Annotated in this window: 20 protein-coding genes; 8 read left to right on the top strand and 12 right to left on the bottom strand. The window is 65.2% G+C overall.

Translation table 11 applies throughout. The features are described 5' to 3' along the window. Positions 1-193 precede the first annotated feature (193 nt). On the top strand, positions 194-1,075 hold the full coding sequence (locus ATE59_RS17245) for a LysR family transcriptional regulator (RefSeq protein WP_058813474.1): 882 nt from the start codon (positions 194-196) through the stop codon (positions 1,073-1,075). Positions 1,076-1,361: 286 nt separating this feature from the next. Here ATE59_RS17245 and ATE59_RS17240 read toward each other — a convergent pair whose 3' ends face one another. Next, the gene (locus tag ATE59_RS17240) at positions 1,362-1,856 is read right to left on the bottom strand and encodes a hypothetical protein (protein ID WP_040590316.1); all 495 of its coding nucleotides are present in this window, start codon (positions 1,854-1,856) and stop codon (positions 1,362-1,364) included. 170 nt (positions 1,857-2,026) lie between these two features. Here ATE59_RS17240 and dnaN point away from each other — a divergent pair, with 170 nt between their 5' ends. Next, positions 2,027-3,142, top strand: a complete 1,116-nt coding sequence (gene dnaN / locus ATE59_RS17235) for a DNA polymerase III subunit beta (RefSeq protein WP_058813473.1) — start codon at positions 2,027-2,029, stop codon at positions 3,140-3,142. Between the two features lie 26 nt (positions 3,143-3,168). Here dnaN and ATE59_RS17230 read toward each other — a convergent pair whose 3' ends face one another. Next, positions 3,169-4,509, bottom strand: coding sequence for a PQQ-dependent sugar dehydrogenase (locus ATE59_RS17230; RefSeq protein ID WP_058813472.1), 1,341 nt, complete (start codon positions 4,507-4,509; stop codon positions 3,169-3,171). Between the two features lie 170 nt (positions 4,510-4,679). Between ATE59_RS17230 and ATE59_RS17225 the strand changes: the two genes are divergently transcribed. Next, positions 4,680-4,895, top strand: coding sequence for a hypothetical protein (locus ATE59_RS17225; RefSeq protein WP_003047427.1), 216 nt, complete (start codon positions 4,680-4,682; stop codon positions 4,893-4,895). A gap of 2 nt (positions 4,896-4,897) precedes the next feature. Here the strand turns inward: ATE59_RS17225 and argC are convergent, their stop codons facing one another. The 3 genes from argC to ATE59_RS17210 all read right to left on the bottom strand — a co-directional run bounded on the left by argC (position 4,898) and on the right by ATE59_RS17210 (position 8,260). Then, on the bottom strand, positions 4,898-5,821 hold the full coding sequence (gene argC, locus ATE59_RS17220) for an N-acetyl-gamma-glutamyl-phosphate reductase (RefSeq protein ID WP_058813471.1): 924 nt from the start codon (positions 5,819-5,821) through the stop codon (positions 4,898-4,900). Positions 5,822-5,824: 3 nt separating this feature from the next. Next, entirely contained in the window at positions 5,825-6,769 is a 945-nt protein-coding gene (locus ATE59_RS17215) for a C40 family peptidase (RefSeq protein WP_231292924.1), read from the bottom strand. 84 nt (positions 6,770-6,853) lie between these two features. After that, positions 6,854-8,260, bottom strand: coding sequence for a leucyl aminopeptidase family protein (locus ATE59_RS17210; protein ID WP_058813470.1), 1,407 nt, complete (start codon positions 8,258-8,260; stop codon positions 6,854-6,856). Positions 8,261-8,316: 56 nt separating this feature from the next. Between ATE59_RS17210 and ATE59_RS17205 the strand changes: the two genes are divergently transcribed. Beyond that, positions 8,317-9,141 carry a DUF3298 and DUF4163 domain-containing protein gene (locus ATE59_RS17205; RefSeq protein ID WP_058813469.1) on the top strand — a complete coding sequence of 275 codons (825 nt, stop codon included), beginning with the start codon at positions 8,317-8,319 and terminating at the stop codon, positions 9,139-9,141. Positions 9,142-9,191: 50 nt separating this feature from the next. After that, a complete protein-coding gene (locus ATE59_RS17200; RefSeq protein ID WP_058813468.1) occupies positions 9,192-9,374 on the top strand; it encodes a DUF3008 family protein in 183 nt (60 codons plus the stop codon). 238 nt (positions 9,375-9,612) lie between these two features. Here the strand turns inward: ATE59_RS17200 and ATE59_RS17195 are convergent, their stop codons facing one another. Continuing rightward, positions 9,613-11,142, bottom strand: a complete 1,530-nt coding sequence (locus ATE59_RS17195; protein WP_058813467.1) for a flavin-containing monooxygenase — start codon at positions 11,140-11,142, stop codon at positions 9,613-9,615. A gap of 177 nt (positions 11,143-11,319) precedes the next feature. Between ATE59_RS17195 and ATE59_RS17190 the strand changes: the two genes are divergently transcribed. Both ATE59_RS17190 and ATE59_RS17185 read left to right on the top strand, forming a co-directional pair. Then, the gene (locus ATE59_RS17190) at positions 11,320-12,444 is read left to right on the top strand and encodes a DUF47 family protein (RefSeq protein WP_162928274.1); all 1,125 of its coding nucleotides are present in this window, start codon (positions 11,320-11,322) and stop codon (positions 12,442-12,444) included. A gap of 15 nt (positions 12,445-12,459) precedes the next feature. Then, entirely contained in the window at positions 12,460-13,473 is a 1,014-nt protein-coding gene (locus ATE59_RS17185) for an inorganic phosphate transporter (RefSeq protein ID WP_058813466.1), read from the top strand. On the opposite strand, the gene ATE59_RS17180 is transcribed toward ATE59_RS17185, so the two are convergent. The 6 genes from ATE59_RS17180 to serS form a co-directional block, all read right to left on the bottom strand. Continuing rightward, a complete protein-coding gene (locus tag ATE59_RS17180; RefSeq protein ID WP_058813465.1) occupies positions 13,474-14,955 on the bottom strand; it encodes a DUF4403 family protein in 1,482 nt (493 codons plus the stop codon). Positions 14,956-15,040: 85 nt separating this feature from the next. Then, positions 15,041-16,411 carry a 30S ribosomal protein S12 methylthiotransferase RimO gene (rimO, locus tag ATE59_RS17175; RefSeq protein ID WP_058813464.1) on the bottom strand — a complete coding sequence of 457 codons (1,371 nt, stop codon included), beginning with the start codon at positions 16,409-16,411 and terminating at the stop codon, positions 15,041-15,043. Positions 16,412-16,475: 64 nt separating this feature from the next. Then, complete coding sequence (locus tag ATE59_RS17170) at positions 16,476-17,531, bottom strand: potassium channel family protein (RefSeq protein WP_003047390.1); 1,056 nt, start codon at positions 17,529-17,531, stop codon at positions 16,476-16,478. After that, positions 17,528-18,598: a M23 family metallopeptidase gene (locus tag ATE59_RS17165; RefSeq protein WP_058813463.1), complete on the bottom strand. Its 1,071-nt coding sequence runs from the start codon at positions 18,596-18,598 to the stop codon at positions 17,528-17,530. Before ATE59_RS17165 ends, ATE59_RS17170 begins: the two co-directional genes overlap by 4 nt. A gap of 41 nt (positions 18,599-18,639) precedes the next feature. Beyond that, positions 18,640-19,419 carry a 5'/3'-nucleotidase SurE gene (gene surE / locus ATE59_RS17160; protein ID WP_058813462.1) on the bottom strand — a complete coding sequence of 260 codons (780 nt, stop codon included), beginning with the start codon at positions 19,417-19,419 and terminating at the stop codon, positions 18,640-18,642. Between the two features lie 114 nt (positions 19,420-19,533). Then, positions 19,534-20,808 (bottom strand): serine--tRNA ligase, encoded by a 1,275-nt coding sequence (serS, locus tag ATE59_RS17155; protein ID WP_058813461.1) that lies wholly within the window; start codon positions 20,806-20,808, stop codon positions 19,534-19,536. A 273-nt stretch (positions 20,809-21,081) separates the two neighbouring features. Here serS and ATE59_RS17150 point away from each other — a divergent pair, with 273 nt between their 5' ends. Next, the gene (locus ATE59_RS17150) at positions 21,082-21,948 is read left to right on the top strand and encodes a hypothetical protein (RefSeq protein WP_058813460.1); all 867 of its coding nucleotides are present in this window, start codon (positions 21,082-21,084) and stop codon (positions 21,946-21,948) included. The last annotated feature ends 1 nt before the right edge of the window (position 21,949 follow it).

The raw sequence follows: 21,949 nt of genomic DNA, 5'->3' as shown, positions 1-21,949 counted from the left end.
GCCACCCGATACGACAAGACACTTCTCTCGTTCGAGAGCTTCCTCAACCTCGCCGCCTCGCGCCTATGGCTGAAGTCTTTTGTCAACACGACCTAGATAGGCCTGCGCGCGCCGCCGCAGGAGCAACGATGTTGCGCGATCATTCTGCATAATTGCAGAATGAAGCGTAGGCGATTATTCCCCACAAGACGCTATGTTCGATTGGAACGACCTCAAATATTTCCTCGCGGTCGCCGAAAGCGGCAGCACGCTCGCGGCGGCGCAGGCGCTGCGCGTCAGCCAGACGACGGTCGCGCGCCGCATCGCCGCGCTGGAGGCGGCTACCGGCGTCACGCTATTTGAACGGCGGCAGGCTGGCTATGCGTTGACGCCGACGGGCGAGGCGATGCTGGCGAGCGCGCTTGCGGTCCGCGACTCTGCGGACCGGTTCGGCGAAGCCGTGGGCGCCCAGTCGCGCGACGCGGGCGGGACCGTCAGCCTGACGACGATGGAGATTATTGCGATCACCGTTTTGCCGCCCATCCTGCGCGACCTGCGTGCGGCGCATCCCGGCATCCATATCGACCTCGACACCGCCGACGAGCCGCGCGACCTTGCAAGCGGCGCTGCCGATATCGCGATCCGCAGCAGCAAGCAGCCGACGGGGGCGGGTCTCGTCGGGCGCCGCGTCGCCGATAATCCGTGGACGGTCTATTGCAGCCGCGACTATGCCGGACGCCACGGCATTCCGCACAGCCGCGAGGAGTTGGCGACGCATCCCTTCATCGGCGGCGGCGGCCATATCTGGGAGCCGTATCGGGCGTGGCTGAAGCAATATCGGCTCGAGGATTCGGTGGTCATGCGTTACGATACCGCATCGGGGTTGCTCGCTGGCGTGCGTTCGGGAATGGGGCTGACGATCCTGCCGGCCTTCCTCGCCGACCGCGAACCCGACCTCGTCCGCTGCATCCCGGCGCGGGAGGATGATACGACCGGCCTGTGGCTGCTCACCCACGAACGCCTGCGCCACGTCCCCCGCATCCGCGTCGTCCTCGATTTTCTGGCCGGGGCGCTGACGCGGCTTGCGCGCAGTTGACCCGGCGGCGGCGCGGACCGGAAATGCCTTTCCTACAATCGTCGGCTGTGGTTCAAACTGGCCGATGACTACCGGCACCCCTCCACAACATGAAACGCGAGTGAAGTTGCGCGGTTTTCCGCGATTTTTCGATCGCACAAAATCTTCCACCTTCGTCACCCAGGACTTGATCCCGGGTCAATTCGCGCCGCGTCGAAGAAGTCCACCACGGATCAGGTCCAGTGCGGCGCGCTACCGTGAATCGCGAATGAAGTTCGGCAGTTTTCTGCCATTTTCCAAAACGGCATCAGCGGATGCTCGCGCACCCCAGCGCTGCCGCGTCGATCGCCGTCGCGGCGCCGCGCAGGCGATAGGTATCGGCGATCGCGCCGCCGGTCGTCGACCGGCTCTCGACGCTCATGCTCGGTGCCGCGCGCATGGCGGCGATGATCGCGGCGTCCATGCGGGCATCGCTGGCCCAGCCGTGGACGCCATTGCCCGTCAGCACGAAGCGGCGGCTGCCGACCGTCAGCCGCAATTCGCTCTGCGGTGCGCGCGGCTTCGACAGGCGGATATAGAATTGACCGCGGATGCGCGCCTTGGGCCAATATCCGATGCTGGCATACGCTTTTTCCTGCGCCCGCCCGATCATCGCGGCGGGGCTGGCGATCGCGTAGCAGCGGGGGGTTGCCGGATCGCGGAAGGCGCCCCAGCCATCGAAGATGCCGAGCGCGGTCGGTGCCGCCCAGGCGAACGCGGGCAGGCCGATGCACAGCAATAGAAGGAATAGCGCCCGCCGCATCGCGCTTCCGTTGCGCGAAAGCCGCCGCAATGCAAGCATGGCTTGCGCGGCGCGGTGCGCGCGTTAAGGAAGGAAGACATTTCCAGGGGCAGGGAATCGGGGCGTCGCTGCGTCCGCGGCGCCGGCTCCATCAGGGACTTCTCCCGCAGAACACAGGATGGCGGATAAGAATGAAAGCGACGATTGAACGCGCAGTGCTTCTGAAGAGCCTCGGCCACGTCCAGTCGGTGGTCGAACGGCGCAACACGATTCCGATCCTGTCGAACGTCCTGATCGAAGCCGATGCGAGCGGCCAGCTCAAGCTGATGGCGACCGACCTTGATCTGCAGGTCGTCGAAACCATCGCGGCAAAGGTCGAAACGCCGGGTACCACGACCGTCTCGGCGCACACCCTGTTCGAAATCGCGCGCAAGCTGCCCGAAGGCGCCGAGGTCAGCCTCGCCGCCGCCGAAGGCAAGATGCAGGTCAAGGCCGGCCGCTCGAACTTCAATCTGCCGACGCTGCCGCGCGACGACTTCCCGGTGATCGCCGAGGGCGATTTGCCGACCAGCTTCGAACTGCCGGTCGCCGAACTCATCCAGATCATCGACAAGACGCGCTTCGCCATCTCGACCGAGGAAACGCGCTATTATCTCAACGGCATCTTCCTGCACGTCGCCGAAGACTCGACGGGTCCGGTGCTCAAGGCCGCGGCGACCGACGGCCACCGTCTCGCGCGCTATACGGTAACGCGTCCCGAGGGCGCCGCGGGCATGCCCGACGTCATCGTGCCGCGTAAGTGCGTCGGCGAAATCCGCAAGCTGCTCGACGAAGCCGAAGGCAATGTCGAAATCAGCCTGTCGGCGTCGAAGATCCGCTTCCAGCTCGGCAATGCCGTGCTGACCTCGAAGCTGATCGACGGCACCTTCCCCGACTATAGCCGCGTTATTCCGACCGCGAACGACAAGCTCCTGAAGGTCGATCCCAAGAGCCTGTTCCAGGGCGTCGATCGCGTCTCGACCATCGCCAGCGAAAAGACGCGCGCGGTCAAGGTCGGGCTCGACAAGGATCGCATCACGCTCAGCGTCACCAGCCCCGAAAATGGTACGGCGGCCGAAGAACTTCCCGCCGGCTACGACGCCGACGCGATGGAGATCGGCTTCAATGCCCGCTATCTCAGCGATATCCTGGGACAGGTCGACGGCGACACCGTCGAACTCCATCTCGCCGATGCGAATGCGCCGACGCTGATCCGCGAAAGCGAAAAGAGCCCGGCGCTCTACGTGCTGATGCCGATGCGGGTGTAAGCTTCGCGTCCGCTTGATCTGGCGGATCAGCCCGCCTTCGCGACCCGCCAGATAATCCCGCCGGTATCGTCGGCGACCAGCGCGCTGCCGTCCTTGGCGACCTTGACATCGGCCGGGCGGCCGCGGGTCGTCTTGCCGTCCTTGGCGACGAACTGGTCGAGCAGGGTGACGGGCAGGGCGTCGAGCGGCTTGCCATTGTCGCCGAACTTGACGAACACGACGTCATATCCCGACACCGGATCGCGGTTCCACGACCCGTGTAGCGCGATCAGCGCGCCGTTTGTCCAGCGGTCGCCAAGGTCCAGACCGTTGGTGAAGGTCATGCCCAGCGGCGCGACATGGGCGCCCAGCGCATATTGCGGCCGCTTGACATATTGCCGACGGTCCTCGGCTTCGGGGGCAACCCGCGGATCGGTGAAACCGCCCCAATAATACCAGGGCCAGCCGAAGAAATCGCCCTCGTCGACGTCGGTCAGATAGTCGGGAACGAGGTCCGACCCCAGCATGTCGCGCTCGTTGACCACGGTCCACAGCGTGTTGCTGCCCGGATAGAAGGCCAGGCCGACGGGATTGCGGATACCGGCGGCATAGGTGCGCATATATTTATTCTCGGGCCGCACCTCCAGAATACGGGCGCGGCGGACCTCGTTGCCCATGCCCTTTTCGCCGATGTTCGAATCGGCGCCGACGCCGATGTAGAGCCAGCCATTGGGCGCCGCGACCAGGCTCTTCGTCCAGTGGCGGTTGGTGCCTTGGGCGGGCAGATCGACGATCTTGGTCGGCTTGCCAGCCATCGCGGTCGCGCCCTCGATAAACGGAAATGCGAGCAGCGCGTCGGTATCGGCGACGTAGAGCGTCTTGCCAACGAGCGCCATGCCATAGGGCGAGTTCAGTCCGGTGATATAGGCGGTCTTCACTTCCGCCTTGCCGTCGCCATTGGCGTCGCGGAGCAGGGTGATGCGATTGGCCGAGGGGCCGCCGGCGCCCGCCTTGCCCATCAGTGACTTCATCACCTTGCCTTCGATGCCGCTGTCCTTGCGCGGCTGGCTCTGCGCCTCGGCGACCAACACGTCGCCATTGGGCAGCACGAGCATCGAACGCGGATGGTCAAGCCCTTCGGCAAAGCGCGCGACGGTCAATCCCTCCGCGGCCCGAGGCGCTTCGCCGTCCGGCCAGCCCGTGGCTTCGAGCACCTTCATCGTCGGAAATTGTTCGGGGCGCTGCGATGCCATCACCGGCACCCGGCCGCTGAGTTCGGCGGTCGAAAAGCGCGCAATGTCGGGACGTGACGCGACGTAAAAGGCGATCCCGCCCGCGACGATCAACACGACAAGGGCGATGGCGACATATTTCAGGATCTTGCGCATGCCCCCTGCTTACACGCGCAGTGCCGCGCGGCAAAGAGGCGAAAGGCGAAGGCTATGGTTAAGCGCCAAGCCGCTTGCATTAACCTTACCCGATTGTTCATCACGGTTGGGAACGGCGCGGTCAGGCGTGCGCGCTAGGAGCGTGTTTCGAGGCAACGGACGGGGACTCCATGCAGCTTCCAGCACCATTTCTTGCCGACCGCGGTGCGGTCGACGATGCGTATGCGCTGATGACCGAGCATGGCGAGGAAGCCGGCTTCGCGGCGGCCGCGCGCGCCGAACAATATCGGGTGCTCGGCAACCACGTCCATTTCGCGCGCTGGCGGCAGATCGAGCGGCTGATCACCTATCTGTCGATCGATGCCGCGCTCGATACGGTGCACTGACCCTAAAGCCGCAGTCCCGCCGTTTCGGTCAGGCCCGCCATGATGTTGAGGTTCTGTACGCAAGCGCCGCTCGCGCCCTTGCCCAGATTGTCGAGCCGCGCGACGAGCCGCGCCTGGCTGCCGTCGGCATTGCCGAAGACGAACAATGCAATGCAATCGTCGCCTTGGTCCGATGCGCGCAGCAGCATTTCGCCGTCCGCGGGGGCGTCGCCCATCACGACGATCGGGCTTGCCGCATAAAAGTCGGCGAGCGCCGCGCGGAGTTCATCGACCGGCGCGGCGCCGGACATCGCGCCAAGCGGCAAAGGCACCTCGACCACCATGCCGCGATGCGCCGGCACGACAGCGGGGGAGAATAGCGGGGCGACCGTCAGCCCGCAGCGCGCCTGCATTTCGGGTACATGCTTGTGTCCCAGCGACAGCGCATAGCCGCGCCAGGCAATGTCGGGGTCGGCCTTGAAGCGCTCGATGAGGCTTTTGCCGCCGCCCGAATAGCCGCTGACGGCGTGGCAGCTATAGGGCCAGTCGGCGGGGAGGAGGCCGTCGCGGACCAGCGGCGCGACGAGCGCGATGAAGCCGGTCGAATAGCAGCCGGGATTGCTGACGCGCATCGCTTCGGCCACCGTGCCATGGCCGACGACCTCCGGAAAGCCATAGACCCAGCCGGGCGTGACGCGGTGCGCGGTCGACGCGTCGATGACGCGCGTGCGGCCATTGTCGATCATCGCCACCGCTTCGCGCGCCGCATCGTCGGGCAGGCAGAGGATGACGAAATCGGCGGCGTTCAGAGCTTCGCGCCGCGCGCTCGCATCCTTGCGCCGCGCCTCGTCGAGCTGGAGCAGCGAAAATTCCTGGCGCCCGGCCAGCCGGTCGGCGATTTCAAGCCCGGTGGTGCCGGCGGCACCGTCGATAAACACGCTCGTCATGGCTCAGCGCGGCCGCTTGCAGCCGGTGACGGCCGGCTCATGCCCCTTGGCGGCCGACCGCGCCACGACATCGGCGAGCGGCTCGGCCTGGACCGCCATCCAGCGGCGGCTCGAGTGGATGATCGTGTCGGCGTCGGCCATGATCCCGACATGACCGGGGAAGAAGATGAGGTCGCCGCGCTGCAAATCGCCCTGGGCGACATCCTTGTCGGCACCGAGCGCAGCGAGTTGCAGATCGCTGTCGCGCGGAAGCTGCACCCCCGCCGCGGCCCAAGCGAGCTGGACGAGCCCAGAACAATCGATGCCCCGCTTCGTGCGGCCGCCGAACAGATAGGGCGCCCCGATCATCGCTTCGGCGACCACCGCGGCATCGGCAACCTGGCTGTCTGCATCGACCAGAGCGCCTAGCGGTAGGTAGCCGTGCGCGGTCGCGAGCCACTCGCCGGCAATTTCGCCCATTACGAGCGCGCCCATCGGCAGCACCGCCGAACCGCCGCTCGCGGCATCGGGGGCGGAGTGGAAGATGGCCTCGGTCGCGGCGACGCGGTGCGTCGGCGCAATCGGCGCGCCGAGCGCATCGGCGGCGAGATAGCCGACATAATGATCGGCCAGACTATAACCCCAGGCCCAGCCCCCGGTCAGGTCGAGCAGCGCGAAACCCTCGCCATAGAGAAGTTCGCTCGTCTGTTCGGCATCGGGCGACGGCGTGCCGCGCAACACGGCGGCCGGCAGGACGCTGCTCATCATCATCGGCGCCGCATAATGCGGTGCGAAATACTTGCCGGCGACCGCGATGTCGGCAAGGTCGGGACGGATCGCGACGATGCGCGGATCATAGCTTTGCGAGGTGCCTGCGAGCCCGAAGCGGTCGCGGCCCGCGCCCGCAACGCCGGGGCGCCCCATCCGCACGCGATTGGTCGCTAGATTGTCACCACTGTCAGCGTTCACTGGCTATCCTGTTTTCCGGTCGATCCGCCCACGGCGGACAATCGCGCGCCATTAGCGCAGCGCGCGGCGCTTTATCAAGGATGTTCAACCTTTGGCGCGCCGGTCGTAGCGCGCCTGCAACATCGCCCAGGCCGCGCGCAGCCCCAGCGCCGCGCCGCCCTTCGGCCGCCCGGGCTTCGCAGAAGGCCGCCACGCGAAGGTGTCGAAATGCGCCCAGGCGGCGCCGTCGGGCACGAAGCGCTTGAGAAACAAGGCCGCCGTGATCGAACCGGCAAACGACGAGGAACCGGCATTGCCAAGATCGGCGATATCGGTTTCGAGCAGATCGGCGTAGCCGTCCCACAGCGGCATACGCCAGACGGGATCGTCGCGATCGGTACCGCCGGCGAGCAGATCGTCGGCGAGCGCATCTTCATTGGCATAGAGCGCGGGCAGGTCGGGGCCGAGTGCGACCCGCGCCGCGCCGGTCAGCGTCGCGAAATCGACGAGCAACTCGGGCTCTTCCTCACCCGCTTTGGTCAGTGCATCGCCGAGCACCAAGCGGCCCTCCGCATCGGTGTTGCCGATTTCGACCGTCAGCCCCTTGCGACTCTTCAGCACATCGCCGGGCCGGAAGGCATCGCCCGAGATGGCGTTTTCGGCCGCGGCAACCAGGCAGTGAAGGCGCACCGGCAGGCCGCTTTCCATAATGAGCTGCGCCAGGGCGAGCGCATGCGCAGCGCCGCCCATATCCTTTTTCATCAACCGCATGCCCGATGCGGGTTTGATGTCGAGCCCGCCGCTGTCGAAGCTGATCCCCTTGCCTATCAGCGCAACGCGCGGGTGACCCGCCTTGCCCCAATGAATTTCGATCAGCCGCGGCGCATGATGCTTTGCTGCAGCGCGCCCGACCGCATGGATCATCGGATATCCCTGCTCGAGCGCTTCGCCCTTGGTTACGGTCAGCTTGCCGCCATGCGCTTTGGCGATCCGTTCGGCCACCTTTTCAAGCTCGGCGGGCCCCATGTCGGCACCGGGCGTGTTGACCAGATCGCGGACGAGCGCCGTTGCACGCATTTCGGCCACCATCGGCGCAATTGCGCCGACATCGGCGGTCAAAAGCACACGCGGGCCGCTGCCTGCCTCTTCCTTGCTGCGATAGGCGTCGAAGCGATACTGACCGCTCATCCAGCCGAACAGCGCCTTGCCGGGCTGGCGTCCGTCGAGCCGGTAGCGCCCCTCGGGCAAGAGTGGCGCGATTTTGGCGAGACACCAGGCCGACAGATTGTCGACATTGGCGACCGCGGTGACGACCGACCAGCTTTCGGCGTCGTCGCCCGGAAGGATGGCGTGAGCATAGCCGTCAGGCTTGTAGCGCATGGCCGCAAGCGCGGCGCGTTCGCGCGCGCTGCGGCCCTTGAGCCAATCGTCATAGCTCTTCTTGTCGACAAGGTGGATGGTGCGTGCATCCTGCCCCTTGTCGGGCTGGATCAGGTCGGAATAATCGGTCATGCAAATTCTGCTAGGCTTCCCCGGAAACTTTGTCGATTCCCCGCGTTGGAGCTGTCATGACAAGCAAAAGCCTTCCGATCGTCCTGATCGCCGCCACCCTGTGTTCCGCCTGCTCGAAGGAGCCCGAACCGACCCCGGCCGAAAAGGTCGCGGCGGCGTCGGTTCCGGGCGCGCCGCCAGGCGCCGCCGACGATGTGGCGGCGAAGGCCGCGACCGCCTCGGACGTCAAGGAAAGCAGCGACCTCATCGAATTCGCTTATAGCTATCCGCGCGAAGCCGCCGCGATCCCAGACCTTGCGAAATGGCTCGACAACGACCGCGCGAAGAAGCGCGAGGCGCTGATCGCCGATGCGACGCGCGACCGCGACGCGGCGAAGAAAGAGGGTTTCCCCTATCACGCGCACAGCCATTTGCAGGCGTGGGAGCGGGTGACGAACACGCCGCGCTTCCTGAGCCTGTCGAGCGACATTTCAACCTATACCGGCGGCGCGCACGGCATGACGAGTTTCGACACGCTGATCTGGGACCGTAACCGCGCGATCCGGCTGAAGCCGCTCGACCTGTTTACCAGCGGCGAAGCGTTCGACGCCGCGATCCGCAAGCCGTTCTGCGATGCGATCGTGCGCGCCAAAGCCGCGCGCGGCATTGCGCCGTCGGACGATCCCGACGGCATCTTCGACAAATGTCCCGCCGCGTCGACGCAGACCGTGTGGCTGGGATCGTCGGACGGCAAATATCTCGACCGGCTGACGATCGGCATCGCGCCCTATGAGATCGGCCCCTATGCCGAGGGCAATTACAAGATCAACGTCCCCGTAACCGGCGCGCTCGTGAAGGTGGTGAAGCCCGAATATCAGCGCGATTTTCTGCCGCTGAACTGAAGCAGCCGGTCACGCGTTGGTCGGACGAGGGGGCAAGCAGGAGACATGTCATGCCAGCCAAGTCCAAGGCCCAGCAAAAGGCCGCCGGCGCCGCGCTGAGCGCGAAGCGCGGCGATACGCCGAAATCGGAGCTTCGGGGTGCATCGAAGGAGATGTACGATTCGATGAGCGAAAAGGAACTCGAAGACTTTGCGTCGGGATCGACCAAGGGGAAGCCGGATCACGTCGATTAGAAGGCGCTCAAGGTGGTTCTTGAAGCGGCCGATCGCGGCTTTGGGGTGGGAAGCGGACGCTGCCACTTCCCCAAGGTGGCGCTGCATAGTCCTTCTTTCGTCATCCCGGACTTGATCCGGGATTCATTGTTTCGACGCTGCGTGAATGGATCCCGGATTAAGTCCGGGATACGATGAATAAGGTGTCTACAACCGGTCGCCACCAATCCTTTGATATGGCGAAAACCGAACCCGCCGATTACTCCGCGGCTTCGAGGGCCGGGGCCGATGCCTCCTTCGATACCGACGCCGCCTTGCCGAATTTGAGCACGCCGTCATCGACCGGGCCGGTGCGCATGTCGATGCGGTCCTGGACATAATTCTGGCTGAGCCGCCACGGCAGCTTGTCGGCATTTTTGGGCATGATGTGGAGCGCGCGCTGGATATAGCCCGACGAGAAGTCGAAGATATTCTCTTCGGTCAGGCTCGTCGGGTCGGCGAGCAGCGGCGTTGCGACTGTCGTGCCGGTATCGCGCATATGGTTGAGGACGCGGCAGACATATTCGGACACGATGTCGGCGCGTAGCGTCCAGCTGGCGTTGAGATAGCCGAAGACGACCGAGAAATTCGGCACGTTCGAGAACATGCACGCCTTGTAATAGAAATGCTCGTTCCACGCGACCGGCTCGCCATCGACGCGGACGGGGATTTTGCCCGCGACCGCGAGCTTGAGGCCGGTCGCCGTAACGATCACGTCGGCGTCGAGATGCTGGCCCGATTTGAGCTGGATGCCGGTCTTGTCGAAGCGTTCGATATGATCGGTGACGACCGAGGCCTTGCCCGCCTTCATCGCTTCGAAAAAGTCGGCATCGGGGACAAGGCAGAGCCGCTGGTCCCACGGATTATAGGGCGGGGTGAAAGCGACGGGATCGTAACGGTCGCCGAGCGCCTGCTTCAGCTTCTTGGTCAGGAAATCCGCAACCTTTTCCGGCTTTTCGCGCGCGCGGCGGAAAACGATGTCCTGAAGGCGGATATTCTTGAACCGCGTCAGCCGGTAGGCGGTCTTTTCGGGCAGGATCTTGCGCAGGAAATTGGCGAATCCGTCCTTTGCCGGACGGATGGCATACCAGGTCGGCGTGCGTTGCAGCATCGTCACATGCGCGGCCTTGTCCGCCATCGACGGGACGATCGTCACCGCGGTGGCGCCCGATCCGATGACCACGACCTTCTTGCCCGAATAGTCGAAATCCTTCGGCCAGAATTGCGGGTGGATGATCTGCCCCGCAAAATCCTCGCGCCCCGTGAAATTGGCGTCGAACGGCTCGTCATAATCATAATAGCCCGAGCCGAGGTAGAGCCAGCGCGCGGTCGTCGTGCTGACCGCGCCCTTGTCGTCTTCCATCGTCACGGTCCAGCGCGCGGCGGCACTATCCCAGTCGGCGCCGACAACCTTGTTGTTGAAGCGGATATGCTCGCGGATGCCGCGCTCGTCGACGATGCGGTTGAGATATTCGAGGATCGAGGGGCCGTCGGCGATCGACTTTTCGTGCCGCCACGGTTCGAAGACGAAACCCAGCGTGTGCATGTCGCTGTCCGACCGGATGCCGGGGTAGCGGAACAGATCCCAAGTGCCGCCCAGATTGGCCCGCCGCTCTACCAGCGCGAAGCTGCGGTCGGGACTGTGCATCTGGAGATGCGCGGCCATGCCGATGCCCGAAAGGCCGGCGCCGACGATCAGAACGTCCTGATCCACGGGGCTGTCCATGCCTGCCATCATTTCGTCTCCCATTTGTCTTTAAGGTCGCAGCTTACGCACAGCGTTGCATTTTGCAATCGAATTGACGTTTACGGAAAGGGCATCGCGGCCAATGCGCCATTGCCGCTGTCACAATATTGTCATAGGGGCGTCACCGAATGGCAATGAAACACCGCGGCTCCGGCGGTAGTTTAGGATTTCGGCCGGTTTATGCGTCAAATTGCGGTGCTTCCTTATCGATTCGCGGGCGTGGGCAAGGATGGCCCCACCGAAATCATGCTCATCACCTCGCGCGGCACGGGCCGCTGGGTGATCCCGAAAGGCAATCCGCTGACCGGGATGGACCGCCACGCTTCGGCGGCGGTCGAGGCCGAAGAAGAGGCGGGGGTGATCGGCGCGGTCTGCCCCACCTCGATCGGCAGCTATGAATATCGCAAGCGCCGCGCCAACGGCGCCGCGATCATGTACAATGTCGAAGTGTTTCCGCTCGCCGTGACGCGGGAGCTTTCCGAATGGAAGGAAATGGACGAGCGCGAGCGGCGCTGGTTCACTTTCGACGAGGCCGCGGGGGCGGTCGACGAACCCGATCTTCAGGCCCTTATCCGGTCGTTCGGCGACAGCGGCTTTCGCGTCGCGGCGCAGCGATCTGGGGTCATGTTCAACGTTGCGGAAAAGACAGGGGTCAATCGCATGTTTGCCTGGTTCCAGCGCCTGCTCCCGAGGCAGGGCAATTTCTTCGACCTGTTCGAAGCGCATGCGGCCACGCTCGCCGCGGGATCGGAAGCGCTGGCGCGGCTGCTCCAGGGCGGCGAGGGCATGGCCGACCATATCCAGGAGATCGTCGAGCGCGAGCATGACGCCGACGCGATCACGCGCGAGGTGCTGCAGACCGTTCGCCGCACCTTCCTGACCCCCTTCGACCGCAGCGCGATCACCGACCTCATCGCCTCGATGGACGACGCGATCGACGAGATGCAGAAGACCGCGGGCGCGATCGACCTGTACGACGTCAAGGAATTCGACCCCGAAATGCGCGATATCGCGGCGATCATCGTCGATGCCGCGCGGCTGACGGTCGAGGCGCTGCCGCTGCTGCGCAATGTCGCCGCGAACGGTACCCGCCTGCACGAACTCACCGAGCGGCTGGTCCGCATGGAGGGGCATGCCGACGAGATTCACGCGGCGGGGCTGAAGCGATTGTTCAAGGAACATGGGGCGTCGAACACGATCCACTTCATGATCGCGCGCGAACTCTACAGCCACCTCGAGCGCGTCGTCGACCGGTTCGAGGATGTCGCGAACGAAATCGACGGTCTGGTCATCGACCACGCGTAAGCGGGGCGGGCGCTCATGCACGAACTGGCATTTCCTCTTCTCGCTGGCTTGATCCTCCTCGCGCTGGCGTTCGACTTTCTGAACGGCCTGCACGACGCCGCAAACAGCATTGCGACCGTTGTCGCGACGCGGCTGCTGAAGCCTGTGCAGGCGGTGATGTTCGCCGCCTTCTTCAACTTCGCGGCCTATTTCCTGAGCCTCGCTTTTCCGCAATTGCACAAGGTGGCAGAAACGATCGGCGCCGGGCTGATCGACAAGGATCTGGTCACGCCAGCGGTGGTCTTCGGCGCGCTGGTCGGCGCGATGTTCTGGAATGTCGTCACCTGGCTGAAGGGCATCCCGTCCTCGTCGAGCCATGCGCTCGTCGGCGGCATCGTCGGCGCGGGCATCGCCCATGCGGGATTCGAGGGCATCCAGTGGTCGGGGCTCAACAAGACGGTCATCGCGATCTTCCTGTCGCCGCTGCTCGGCATGCTGCTTTCGATGCTCGTGATGCTGCTCAGCAGCTGGGCGTTCCGGCGCTCGACCGCGAAATTCGCCGAAGTGACGTTCCGCCGCCTGCATCTCGTTTCATCGGCCGCCTATTCGCTCAGCCACGGGCTCAACGATGCGCAGAAGACGATGGGCGTCATCACCGTACTGCTTTATTCGACCGGCTATCTGACCGGCGATTTCCATGTGCCGCATTGGGTGGCAATCAGCTGCTATATCGCGATCGGTCTCGGTACCTTGTCGGGCGGGTGGAAGATTATCGAGACGATGGGCGGACGCATCACCAAATTGTCGCAGCATCAGGGTTTTGCCGCCTCGACCGGCGGGTCGATCATGGTGTTCAGCGCCAGCCTGCTCGGCATTCCGGTGTCGACGACCCATACGATCACCGGCAGCATCATCGGCGCCGGTGTGGCGCGCCGCGCAAGTGCGGTGCGCTGGGGCGTGGCGAGCAATGTCGTCGTCGCCTGGTTCATCACCATCCCGGCGAGCGCGATGGTCGCCGCACTCTTCTATTCGCTTACGCGCCTCTTCTGATCATTTTGCCGGGCGATAATCGATGCTCGCCGCCCCGACCATGCGGACGGGGAGGTAGAGGCCGTTGCCATACGCCTTGATCTCGCCGGTTTCGAAACTGTCGATACGGGTTCGGATTACGAAGTCGCCTTCGCGTCGCTGGTCGATCGCGCGGCGGATCTTGGCTTCGAGTTCGGTGAGATCGCGGGTGAAATTCTGGGTCAGCGCGTCGGCGATCATCGGCGCGAAATCGGGTTGCTGTGCCAACAGCACGAAGATGTCGCCCTTGATCCCGTTGGTATCGCCCTTGACGTGCAGATCGGTGAAGCGAACCTCGGCCGATCCGGGCTTGTTCACCGGACGCGCGGTCAGCCAGACGCGGCCGCGGGTGGGCGCACGCTTCGCGCCGACCGGCAGCACGTCCATGTCGACCCCTACCGCGATCTTGTGGTCGGGGGCGCCATAGACAGTGACCTTGCCGATGCGCGCATCGACCGGACCGACGGCGGGCAGGTCGAACGGCCGTAGCGATCGTTTGGCGAGCGCGCGCGCGATCACGGGTTCGAGCTGCGCATAATCGGCGATCACCGGCACGCGCACGTCGAAATGCGGTTTGGGCATTTCGCGCACCAGCCGCGGCATCGGCGTCGGCGCGGGATCCTGCGGCCGGTTCGACACGAAGCTTTCGGTCACCGCCTCGACCGCGAGATTGAGGTCGAGCCGCAGGCCATTGACGCGGAATCCGCCGAACAGGATACGCTGCGGCGTGACCCGCATCCACACGGGGGGATTTTCGCGGTTGAGCTCGATCGTCGTAAAGGCCTGGCGCCAGATGTCGGCCGCCTGGGCGCGGATGTTGATGCGGGCGATCTCGCGATTCACTTCGCGTTCGACATCGCGGATCACCGGGCGGAGCTTTTCATCCGCCTCGTCGGTGAAGGTGATGCGCTGGCCCAGAAAGTCGATACCGGGGGGATTGGTCCAGCCATAGCTGATCCGCGCCTTACCCTGCATCCGCCAGTCGCTGGTCAGATCGACGCGCACGCGCGCGTGTGCCATTGCCGATCCGGTCGCGGTTTCACCCTTCAGCACGCCGCCGACGTCGCGCGCGCTGATGCGCGCATGCAGCGGTACATCGACGACGATCTCGTTTCCTTCGCCGCGCATGCGCAGCGCCCCGCGCGTGACCTGCCCGACGATGGTGCAGGGGATCGCCGGCGTCACCTTTACCTTCTTGCCGAACAGCTTGACGCGTTGCGGTTCGACGCAGGCCCTTTCGCGCCGGTTGATCGTCCACAGCGTCTTTGGGATCGCCCGTTCGAGTTCGCGTTTCAGTGGGGCGATGTCGGCGTTGACCGGGATCGCGATCAGCGACGTTTGCGAGGGGGTGGGCGCCGTGTCGGTGGCATGCGGCGGAGCTTCGTCGCCGCCCTTCGCGGGATCGCAGCCGGCGAGCGTAGCCGCCAGACATGATGCAACAATCAGCCCCTTGATCGCGTGCATGGCCCTGTCCCCGATCGATATCTGTCAGATAACATCGATCGGCGAAAGCCGTTCCAACAAATTGCGCGCATCAGGAAGAGGGCGATCAGTCTGCGACGACCCCGAACAGGTCGTGCTCGTCGGCATCTTCGACCACCACATCGACGATATCGCCGGCTTTCAGCGTCGCGGCGACATCGCGCAGATAGACATGCCCGTCGATTTCGGGCGCGTCGGCCTGGCTGCGCCCGGTGGCGCCGATGCTGCCGTCTTCGTCGGCTTCGCCCACTTCGTCGATGATGACGGCAAGTGTGCGGCCGACCTTGGCGTCAAGCTTGGCGGCGCTGATCGCTGCGGTCTTCGCCATGATCCGCTGATAGCGTTCTTCCTTGACCTCTTCGGGGACCGGATCGGGCAGGGCATTCGCCTGCGCGCCCGCGACGGGTTCGAAGCGGAAGGCGCCGACGCGGTCGAGCTGCGCCTCGTCGAGCCAGTCGAGGAGATACTGGAAATCCTCTTCGGTTTCGCCGGGGAAGCCGACGACGAAGCTCGAACGGATCGCGATGTCGGGTGCGATCGCGCGCCACGCCTTCAGCCGTTCGAGCACCTTTGTTTCGTTCGCCGGGCGCTTCATCGCCTTCAGAACCTTCGGGCTCGCGTGCTGGAAGGGGATGTCCAGATAAGGCGTCAACAGCCCCTCGGCCATCAGCGGGATCACCGCATCGACGTGCGGATAGGGATAGACATAGTGGAGCCGCACCCACGGCGCGCGACCGTCGCTAGTCTTTAACTGACCGAGCTCGCGCGCGAGCTCGGTCATGTGCGCACGCACCTCATGGCCTTTCCATTCGCGCGGCTGGTGCCGGATGTCGACGCCATAGGCCGAGGTGTCCTGGCTGATCACCAGCAACTCCTTCGTCCCTGCCGCGACGAGCTTTTCAGCCTCGCGCAGCACCGCGTCGATGCGGCGGCTGACGAGCTTGCCGCGCAGATCGGGGATGATGCAGAAGGCGCAGCTGTGATTGCAGCCTTCGCTGATCTTCAAATAGCTGTAGTGGCGCGGTGTGAGCTTCAGCCCGCCTTCGGGGATCAAATCAACGAATGGCCCCTGAGTCGGCGGCGCCGCCTCGTGGACCGCGTCGACAACCTGTTCATATTGATGCGCGCCGGTGACCGCGAGGACGTTGGGGAAACGCGCCCGAATGACCTCCGCCTCGTTGCCCATGCAGCCGGTGACGATGACGCGGCCATTCTCCGCCATCGCCTCGCCGATCGCCTCCAGGCTTTCCTCCTTCGCGCTGTCGAGGAAGCCGCAGGTGTTGACGAGCACCACGTCGGCGCCGGCATAGTCGGGCGACAGGCCATAGCCGTCGGCGCGCAATTTGGTCAGAATCCGTTCGCTGTCGACGAGTGCCTTCGGACAGCCGAGCGAAACCATGCCGACTTTCGGCTGGGCGGGGAGGGTCTTGATTGTCATGATCGGCCGCGCGCATAGGCGATTTTTGCGCCCGTGTCACGCGCCCGCTGCTTGGGCGTAAAGCCTAATCGGCTTCGCACGCCTCGCACGGGATGACTTCGACCAATATGTCGCCGCTCTGCAGGGATTTTGCACCCGCTTCCCAGAAGCCGATCGGCTGACCGCCGCGATAGATGCGCAGGCCGCGGCCGCCGCTGGCGAGTTCGTCGATGCTCTTGCCGATTTCCTCGGGCCGCACCGGGCGTTCGTTGAGCTGCACCTTGCCCGATACCGAGGCAAGGTCGGCCATATAATCGGCGATATGCGCGCCTTGCGCCGATCCGGCGAGCAGTAGCCCGGTGAAGCTGACCGGGTTGATGACGTCGTTCGCACCCGCTTGCCGCGCGAGCAATTCATTGTCCTGAGTCCGGATGACGACGCTGATCGGTACCTGCGGCGCAAGATGCCGGACGGTCAGGACGATCAGGATCGACGTGTCGTCGCGTCCCGCCGATACCAGCACCGAGCGGGCCTGCGCGATCCGCACATCGAGCAAGGTTTCGTCGCTCGATGCATCGCCTTCCAGCACGTTGCAGCCCATCGCTTCGGCGGCATTGATGCGCTGGCGCGACGGATCGATGACGACAATGCAAGCGGGATCGGTGCCGCGCGCGATCAGTTCGTGAACCGCCTCGCCGCCGCTGACGCCGAAGCCCAGAACGACGATGTGATCGGTGAGTTTTGCCTGGATGCGAGCCATGCGCCATTTTTCCCATGTGCGTTTGATGACGAAACTATAGGCCGTGCCGACAAAGATGAAGAGCACGGCGATGCGGATCGGGGTCACGATCAGCGCCTCGATCAGGCGCGAGCGGTCCGATACCGGCGCAATATCGCCGAACCCGGTGGTCGTGACAGAAATCATCGTGAAATAGACGACGTCGAGGAAGCTGATGTGGCCGTCGTGGCTGTCCTTCAGTCCGGCGCGATCGATCCAGTGAACGAGGACGACGAAGGCGATCAGCAAGAAGGCGAGGCCAAGCCGCGCGGTGACATCCGCCCAGACGGGCCATTTGCTCGCGCGGCGCAGCGGTTGAAACCGGTGCTGGAGCTTAAGTCGGTCGGACGGACGACGGCTCATCGCGGCGGCAACTGCTTCATCGGATCGACGGGTATCCGATTCTTGCGGAGCTGGAAATGGAGTTGCGGCGATTGCACCTGCCCGGTGGCGCCGGCGAGGCCGATCACCTCGCCCGCCTTGACCGCCTGTCCGCGCTGGACGTTGATCTTGGCCGCATGGCCATAGGCGCTCATCCAGCCGCCGCCATGGTCGATCAGGATCAGGCCGCCATAGACCGCGATCTGATCGCCGGCATAGGCGACCACCCCGGCCGCCGCGGCATGGATCGGCGTCCCGCGCGCGGCGGCGATGTTGATCCCGTCATTGACCTTGCCGGGCGCAAGCGGGCCGAAACGTGCGATCAGCTTGCCCCGCAGCGGCCATTGGAAACGACCCGAAAAGGCGGCGGGCGGCGCGATGGCGGTGGTGACGGGCGCTCGCGGTGCGGCGCTGGCGGCGGCGGGACGCGTTTTAGCGGCGAGCGCGGGCTGGCTGCCGGTCATGATATCGTCGATGTCGAGACGGAAGGCGGCGGCGCGCGCGGCGACATCGACCTGCTCAGGGGTCAGCGGCCGGGCCGAAGCAGGCAGGCGCAAGCGCTGCCCGACGCGCAGGATATAGGGATCGGCAAGCGCGTTGATCGTCACCACCTCGCCCCAATCGACGCCATAGGCATGGGCGATGCCGATGCCGGTCTCGCCCGCGGCGACGCGGTGGTAGCGACCCGCCGGAATCCGCAGTTGTTGCCCAGGGCGCAGCGTATAGGGCGGCGCAAGGTCGTTCTCCATCGCGATGGCCTCGGACCCCGCACCGGTCATCGCACCGATCGCGCGCAGCGTGTCGCCGGGGCGCACGATATAGGTCGAGGCGGCAATATCGCGGGCGTTGGCTGCGACGGGCTGAAGCGTCCAGGTCGGTCGCGCGTCGCCGCCGACAACCTCCCCAAGCGAACCGCGCTCGAAATCGGAGGCCGGCGCCTTATGCGCAACCGAAGGGGCGCGCGGAGCCGGAGCGGTGGTGGCCGGAATACAGGCCGACAGGAAGAGGGCGCCGGTCAACGCGCCGATATAATGATGAATTTTCCCCACTGCGTCCCTTTGGCAGAGCCGCGCGGGGAAAGCTACTATGGTTAATCCGAAGCCAGCCCGGCGGCATAGGCCCCGCGCAGCGCGGCGAGCGAGGCATCGTGGGTGAGGTCGAGCTGCAGCGGGGTCACGGCGATATAGCCATCGTCGATCGCCTCGAGGTCGGTGTCGTGGCCGGGCGAATGTTCGATCCCGTGCAGCCCGAACCAGTAATAGCGATAGCCGCGCGGGTCGGTGCCCTCGACGATCGAGCCGCGGCTGTAATCGTGGAAGCCCTGCCGCACGACGCGTATGCCCTTCACCGCTTCGGCGGGGATGGCAGGGAAATTGACGTTGATCAGCGTTCTCGGCGTCATCGCCATGGCGACGAGCGGGCGCAGCACCTTGGCACCCCATGCCTCGGCCGCTTCGAACGGCACGGCGTCACCCATGCCTTCGCGCGCATAGACCTGGCTCAGCGCGATGGCGGGGATGCCTGCCAGCGCCCCCTCGATCGCCGCCGAAACGGTCCCCGAATAGGTGATGTCGTCGCCAAGGTTCGCGCCGCGATTGACGCCCGAGAGGATCAGGTCGGGCTTTTCGGGCATCAGCTTGCCCATCGCGATCATCACCGAATCGGTCGGGGTGCCGGTGCACGACCAGCGCCGTTCGCCATGCTCGCGCACGCGCACCGGACGCGAGAGGGTGAGCGAGTGGCCAGCGCCCGACTGCTCCTCTGCCGGGGCGCAAATCCAGATGTCGTCGGAAAGCTGGCGCGCGATCGCTTCGAGCACCGCCATGCCGGGGGCGTGATAACCGTCGTCGTTGGTCAGAAGGATGCGCATGTCTTTTCCAGGCTTTGTGTCATTGCGAGGAGCGCAGCGACGAAGCAATCTCCAGGGGAATATCTGCGCTTGGTCGAAGGCTGGAGATTGCTTCGCTGCGCCCGCAATGACGGATCAGGGCACCAGCCGCGTTATCCCGCCCATATAGGGCAAGAGCGCGGGCGGAACATCGACGCTGCCGTCGGCTTGCTGATAATTTTCCAGGATGGCGACAAGCGTGCGCCCGACCGCAAGCCCCGACCCATTGAGCGTATGAACGAATTCATTCGCCTTGGCGCCGTCGCGGCGGAAGCGGGCGTTCATCCGGCGCGCCTGGAAATCGCCGCAGTTCGAGCAGCTCGAAATCTCGCGATAGGCGCCCTGGCCCGGCAGCCAGACTTCGAGGTCATAGGTCTTGCGCGCCGCAAAGCCCATGTCGCCCGCACATAGCAGCATCTTGCGATAGGGCAGGCCGAGCGCTTCGAGCACCGCTTCGGCGCAGCGGGTCTTGCGTTCGAGTTCGGCGTCCGCATCCTCGGGCCGGACGATCGAGACAAGCTCGACCTTCCAGAACTGGTGCTGGCGGATATATCCGCGCGTGTCGCGTCCCGCCGATCCAGCCTCCGACCGGAAGCAGGGCGTGAGCGCGGTCATGCGGATGGGCAGCTCGGCCTCGGGCAAGATCTCTTCGCGCACCGCATTGGTCAGGCTCATCTCTGAGGTCGAGATCAGCCAGCGACCGTCGGTGGTCTGGAACAGGTCTTCACGGAATTTGGGCAGCTGCGTGGTGCCGAACGCCGCCTCGTCGCGCACCATCAGCGGGGTTGCGCATTCGAGATAGCCCGGCTCGCCCGTTTGCATGTCGAGCATGAACTGGCCGAGCGCGCGTTCGAGTCGCGCCATCTGCCCTTTCAGAAACGCGAAGCGCGCGCCCGACATCTTGGCCGCGGTTTCGAAATCCAGCCCCAGCGCGGGACCGAAATCGGCATGTTCGAGCGGCTGGAAATCGAAGCTGCGCGGCGTTCCCCAGCGCGCGATTTCGACATTACCCTCTTCGTCGAGGCCATCAGGCACGTCGTCGGCCGGCAGGTTGGGCAGCGCCGCCAATATGTCCTGCAGTGCGGCGAGCCGGTCGCGTTCGGCCTGTTCCTCTGCCGGGAGCTTTTCCTTTAGCGCGGCGACCTCGCTCTTGAGCGATTCGGCACGATCCCTGTCACCCTGTGCCATCGCCTGGCCGATCAGCTTCGATGCTTCGTTGCGGCGCGCCAGCGATGCCTGGATCGCGGTCTGGAGCGCACGCAATTCGGCGTCGGCGGCGAGGATCGTCGCGGACATGGGTTCGAAGCCGCGGCGCGCGAGGCCGGCGTCGAAAGCTTGCGGGTTTTCCCGGATCAGGCGGATATCGTGCATCGCCGCGCTATGGCGTTGCTGCCTTCGCGGCGCAACCCTGCGCGGATATCATCGGGACGCAAAAAAGGGGGCCACCCCTAAGAGTGGCCCCCAGAAGGTGGTCTGGGTCTCCCCCCCCATGACCTCCAGTGGATCCGTTAGGCCGCGTCAGCTTCGTCGCCGTTGCGATTCGCGGCGCGGCGGCGCGCGACGAGCGCGGCTGCTGCTGCACCGAACAATAGCATCATCGGAGGCGCAGGAACAGGGGTTGGATCACCGGACGATCCGCTGCTCGTGCTGCCGCCGGAACTGGACGAGGAGGATGAGCTCGACGAGCTGCTGCTCGACGAAGATGACGACGACGAGCTGCTGCTCGATCCGCCGAAACTGCTGCTGCCACCGGTCGCGCCCGACGAGGTCGCGCCGCTCGACGAACTGCTGCTCGATGAAGAGGAACTGCTGCTCGACGACGAGCTTGAGGAGCTGCTGCTGCCCGAACCGCCCGAGCTGCCCGAGCTTCCGCCGTGCGACGACGACCCGCCGTGCGACGAGCTGCCGCCTTTCGACGAGCTGCCCCAGCCAGAGCTGCCATGCGAGGAGCCGCCTTTCGACGAACTGCCCCAACCAGAGCTGCCGTGCGAGCTGCCACCGCCCGACGACGACGAGGAAGAAGAGGAGGACGAGGAACTCGACGACGAGCTGCTGCTCGACGAAGAGGAGCTGACATTGCCCGACGAGGTCGAAACGCCGCCGGTCGAGGTGCTCACGCCGCCTGTGGAGGTCGATACGCCGCCCGTCGAGGTGCTGACGCCACCGGTCGAGGTCGAAACGCCGCCGGTGGAGGTGCTGACGCCGCCCGTCGAGGTGGTCGAGCTGATGCCGCCCGTGGAGGTTGAAACGCCGCCGGTCGAGGTCGAGGTGCTCACCCCGCCCGTCGAGGTCGAAACGCCGCCCGAGGTGCTGCTGGTAGTCGAGCTGAGGCCGCCGGTGGTGGTCGAGGTGACGACCACGCTGCCGCTGCTGCCACCCGAGCTGCCGCCGAAGAAACCGCCGAAGAAGCCGCCGCCGAAGCCGCCGCCGAAGCCGCCGCCGATAACGGTCACGCCGCCGCCGCTGCTGCCGCCGCCAAAGCCTTCGCCGCGCGGCGGGAAGGGGGCATAGG

The sequence above is a fragment of the Sphingopyxis sp. A083 genome, assembly GCF_001468495.1.
In the GTDB taxonomy this organism is placed as follows: domain Bacteria; phylum Pseudomonadota; class Alphaproteobacteria; order Sphingomonadales; family Sphingomonadaceae; genus Sphingopyxis; species Sphingopyxis terrae.
Note: the sequence above shows the minus strand (reverse complement) of the source record. Positions and strands in the feature narration are given on the sequence as shown.

Coding starts and splice junctions, on each gene's coding strand:
- ATE59_RS17245 (WP_058813474.1), top strand. CDS start 194: ATGTTCGATTGGAACGACCTCAAATATTTCCTCGCGGTCGCCGAAAGC.
- ATE59_RS17240 (WP_040590316.1), bottom strand. CDS start 1,856: ATGCGGCGGGCGCTATTCCTTCTATTGCTGTGCATCGGCCTGCCCGCG.
- dnaN (WP_058813473.1), top strand. CDS start 2,027: ATGAAAGCGACGATTGAACGCGCAGTGCTTCTGAAGAGCCTCGGCCAC.
- ATE59_RS17230 (WP_058813472.1), bottom strand. CDS start 4,509: ATGCGCAAGATCCTGAAATATGTCGCCATCGCCCTTGTCGTGTTGATC.
- ATE59_RS17225 (WP_003047427.1), top strand. CDS start 4,680: ATGCAGCTTCCAGCACCATTTCTTGCCGACCGCGGTGCGGTCGACGAT.
- argC (WP_058813471.1), bottom strand. CDS start 5,821: ATGACGAGCGTGTTTATCGACGGTGCCGCCGGCACCACCGGGCTTGAA.
- ATE59_RS17210 (WP_058813470.1), bottom strand. CDS start 8,260: ATGACCGATTATTCCGACCTGATCCAGCCCGACAAGGGGCAGGATGCA.
- ATE59_RS17205 (WP_058813469.1), top strand. CDS start 8,317: ATGACAAGCAAAAGCCTTCCGATCGTCCTGATCGCCGCCACCCTGTGT.
- ATE59_RS17200 (WP_058813468.1), top strand. CDS start 9,192: ATGCCAGCCAAGTCCAAGGCCCAGCAAAAGGCCGCCGGCGCCGCGCTG.
- ATE59_RS17195 (WP_058813467.1), bottom strand. CDS start 11,142: ATGGGAGACGAAATGATGGCAGGCATGGACAGCCCCGTGGATCAGGAC.
- ATE59_RS17190 (WP_162928274.1), top strand. CDS start 11,320: ATGCGTCAAATTGCGGTGCTTCCTTATCGATTCGCGGGCGTGGGCAAG.
- ATE59_RS17185 (WP_058813466.1), top strand. CDS start 12,460: ATGCACGAACTGGCATTTCCTCTTCTCGCTGGCTTGATCCTCCTCGCG.
- ATE59_RS17180 (WP_058813465.1), bottom strand. CDS start 14,955: ATGCACGCGATCAAGGGGCTGATTGTTGCATCATGTCTGGCGGCTACG.
- rimO (WP_058813464.1), bottom strand. CDS start 16,411: ATGACAATCAAGACCCTCCCCGCCCAGCCGAAAGTCGGCATGGTTTCG.
- ATE59_RS17170 (WP_003047390.1), bottom strand. CDS start 17,531: ATGAGCCGTCGTCCGTCCGACCGACTTAAGCTCCAGCACCGGTTTCAA.
- surE (WP_058813462.1), bottom strand. CDS start 19,419: ATGCGCATCCTTCTGACCAACGACGACGGTTATCACGCCCCCGGCATG.
- serS (WP_058813461.1), bottom strand. CDS start 20,808: ATGCACGATATCCGCCTGATCCGGGAAAACCCGCAAGCTTTCGACGCC.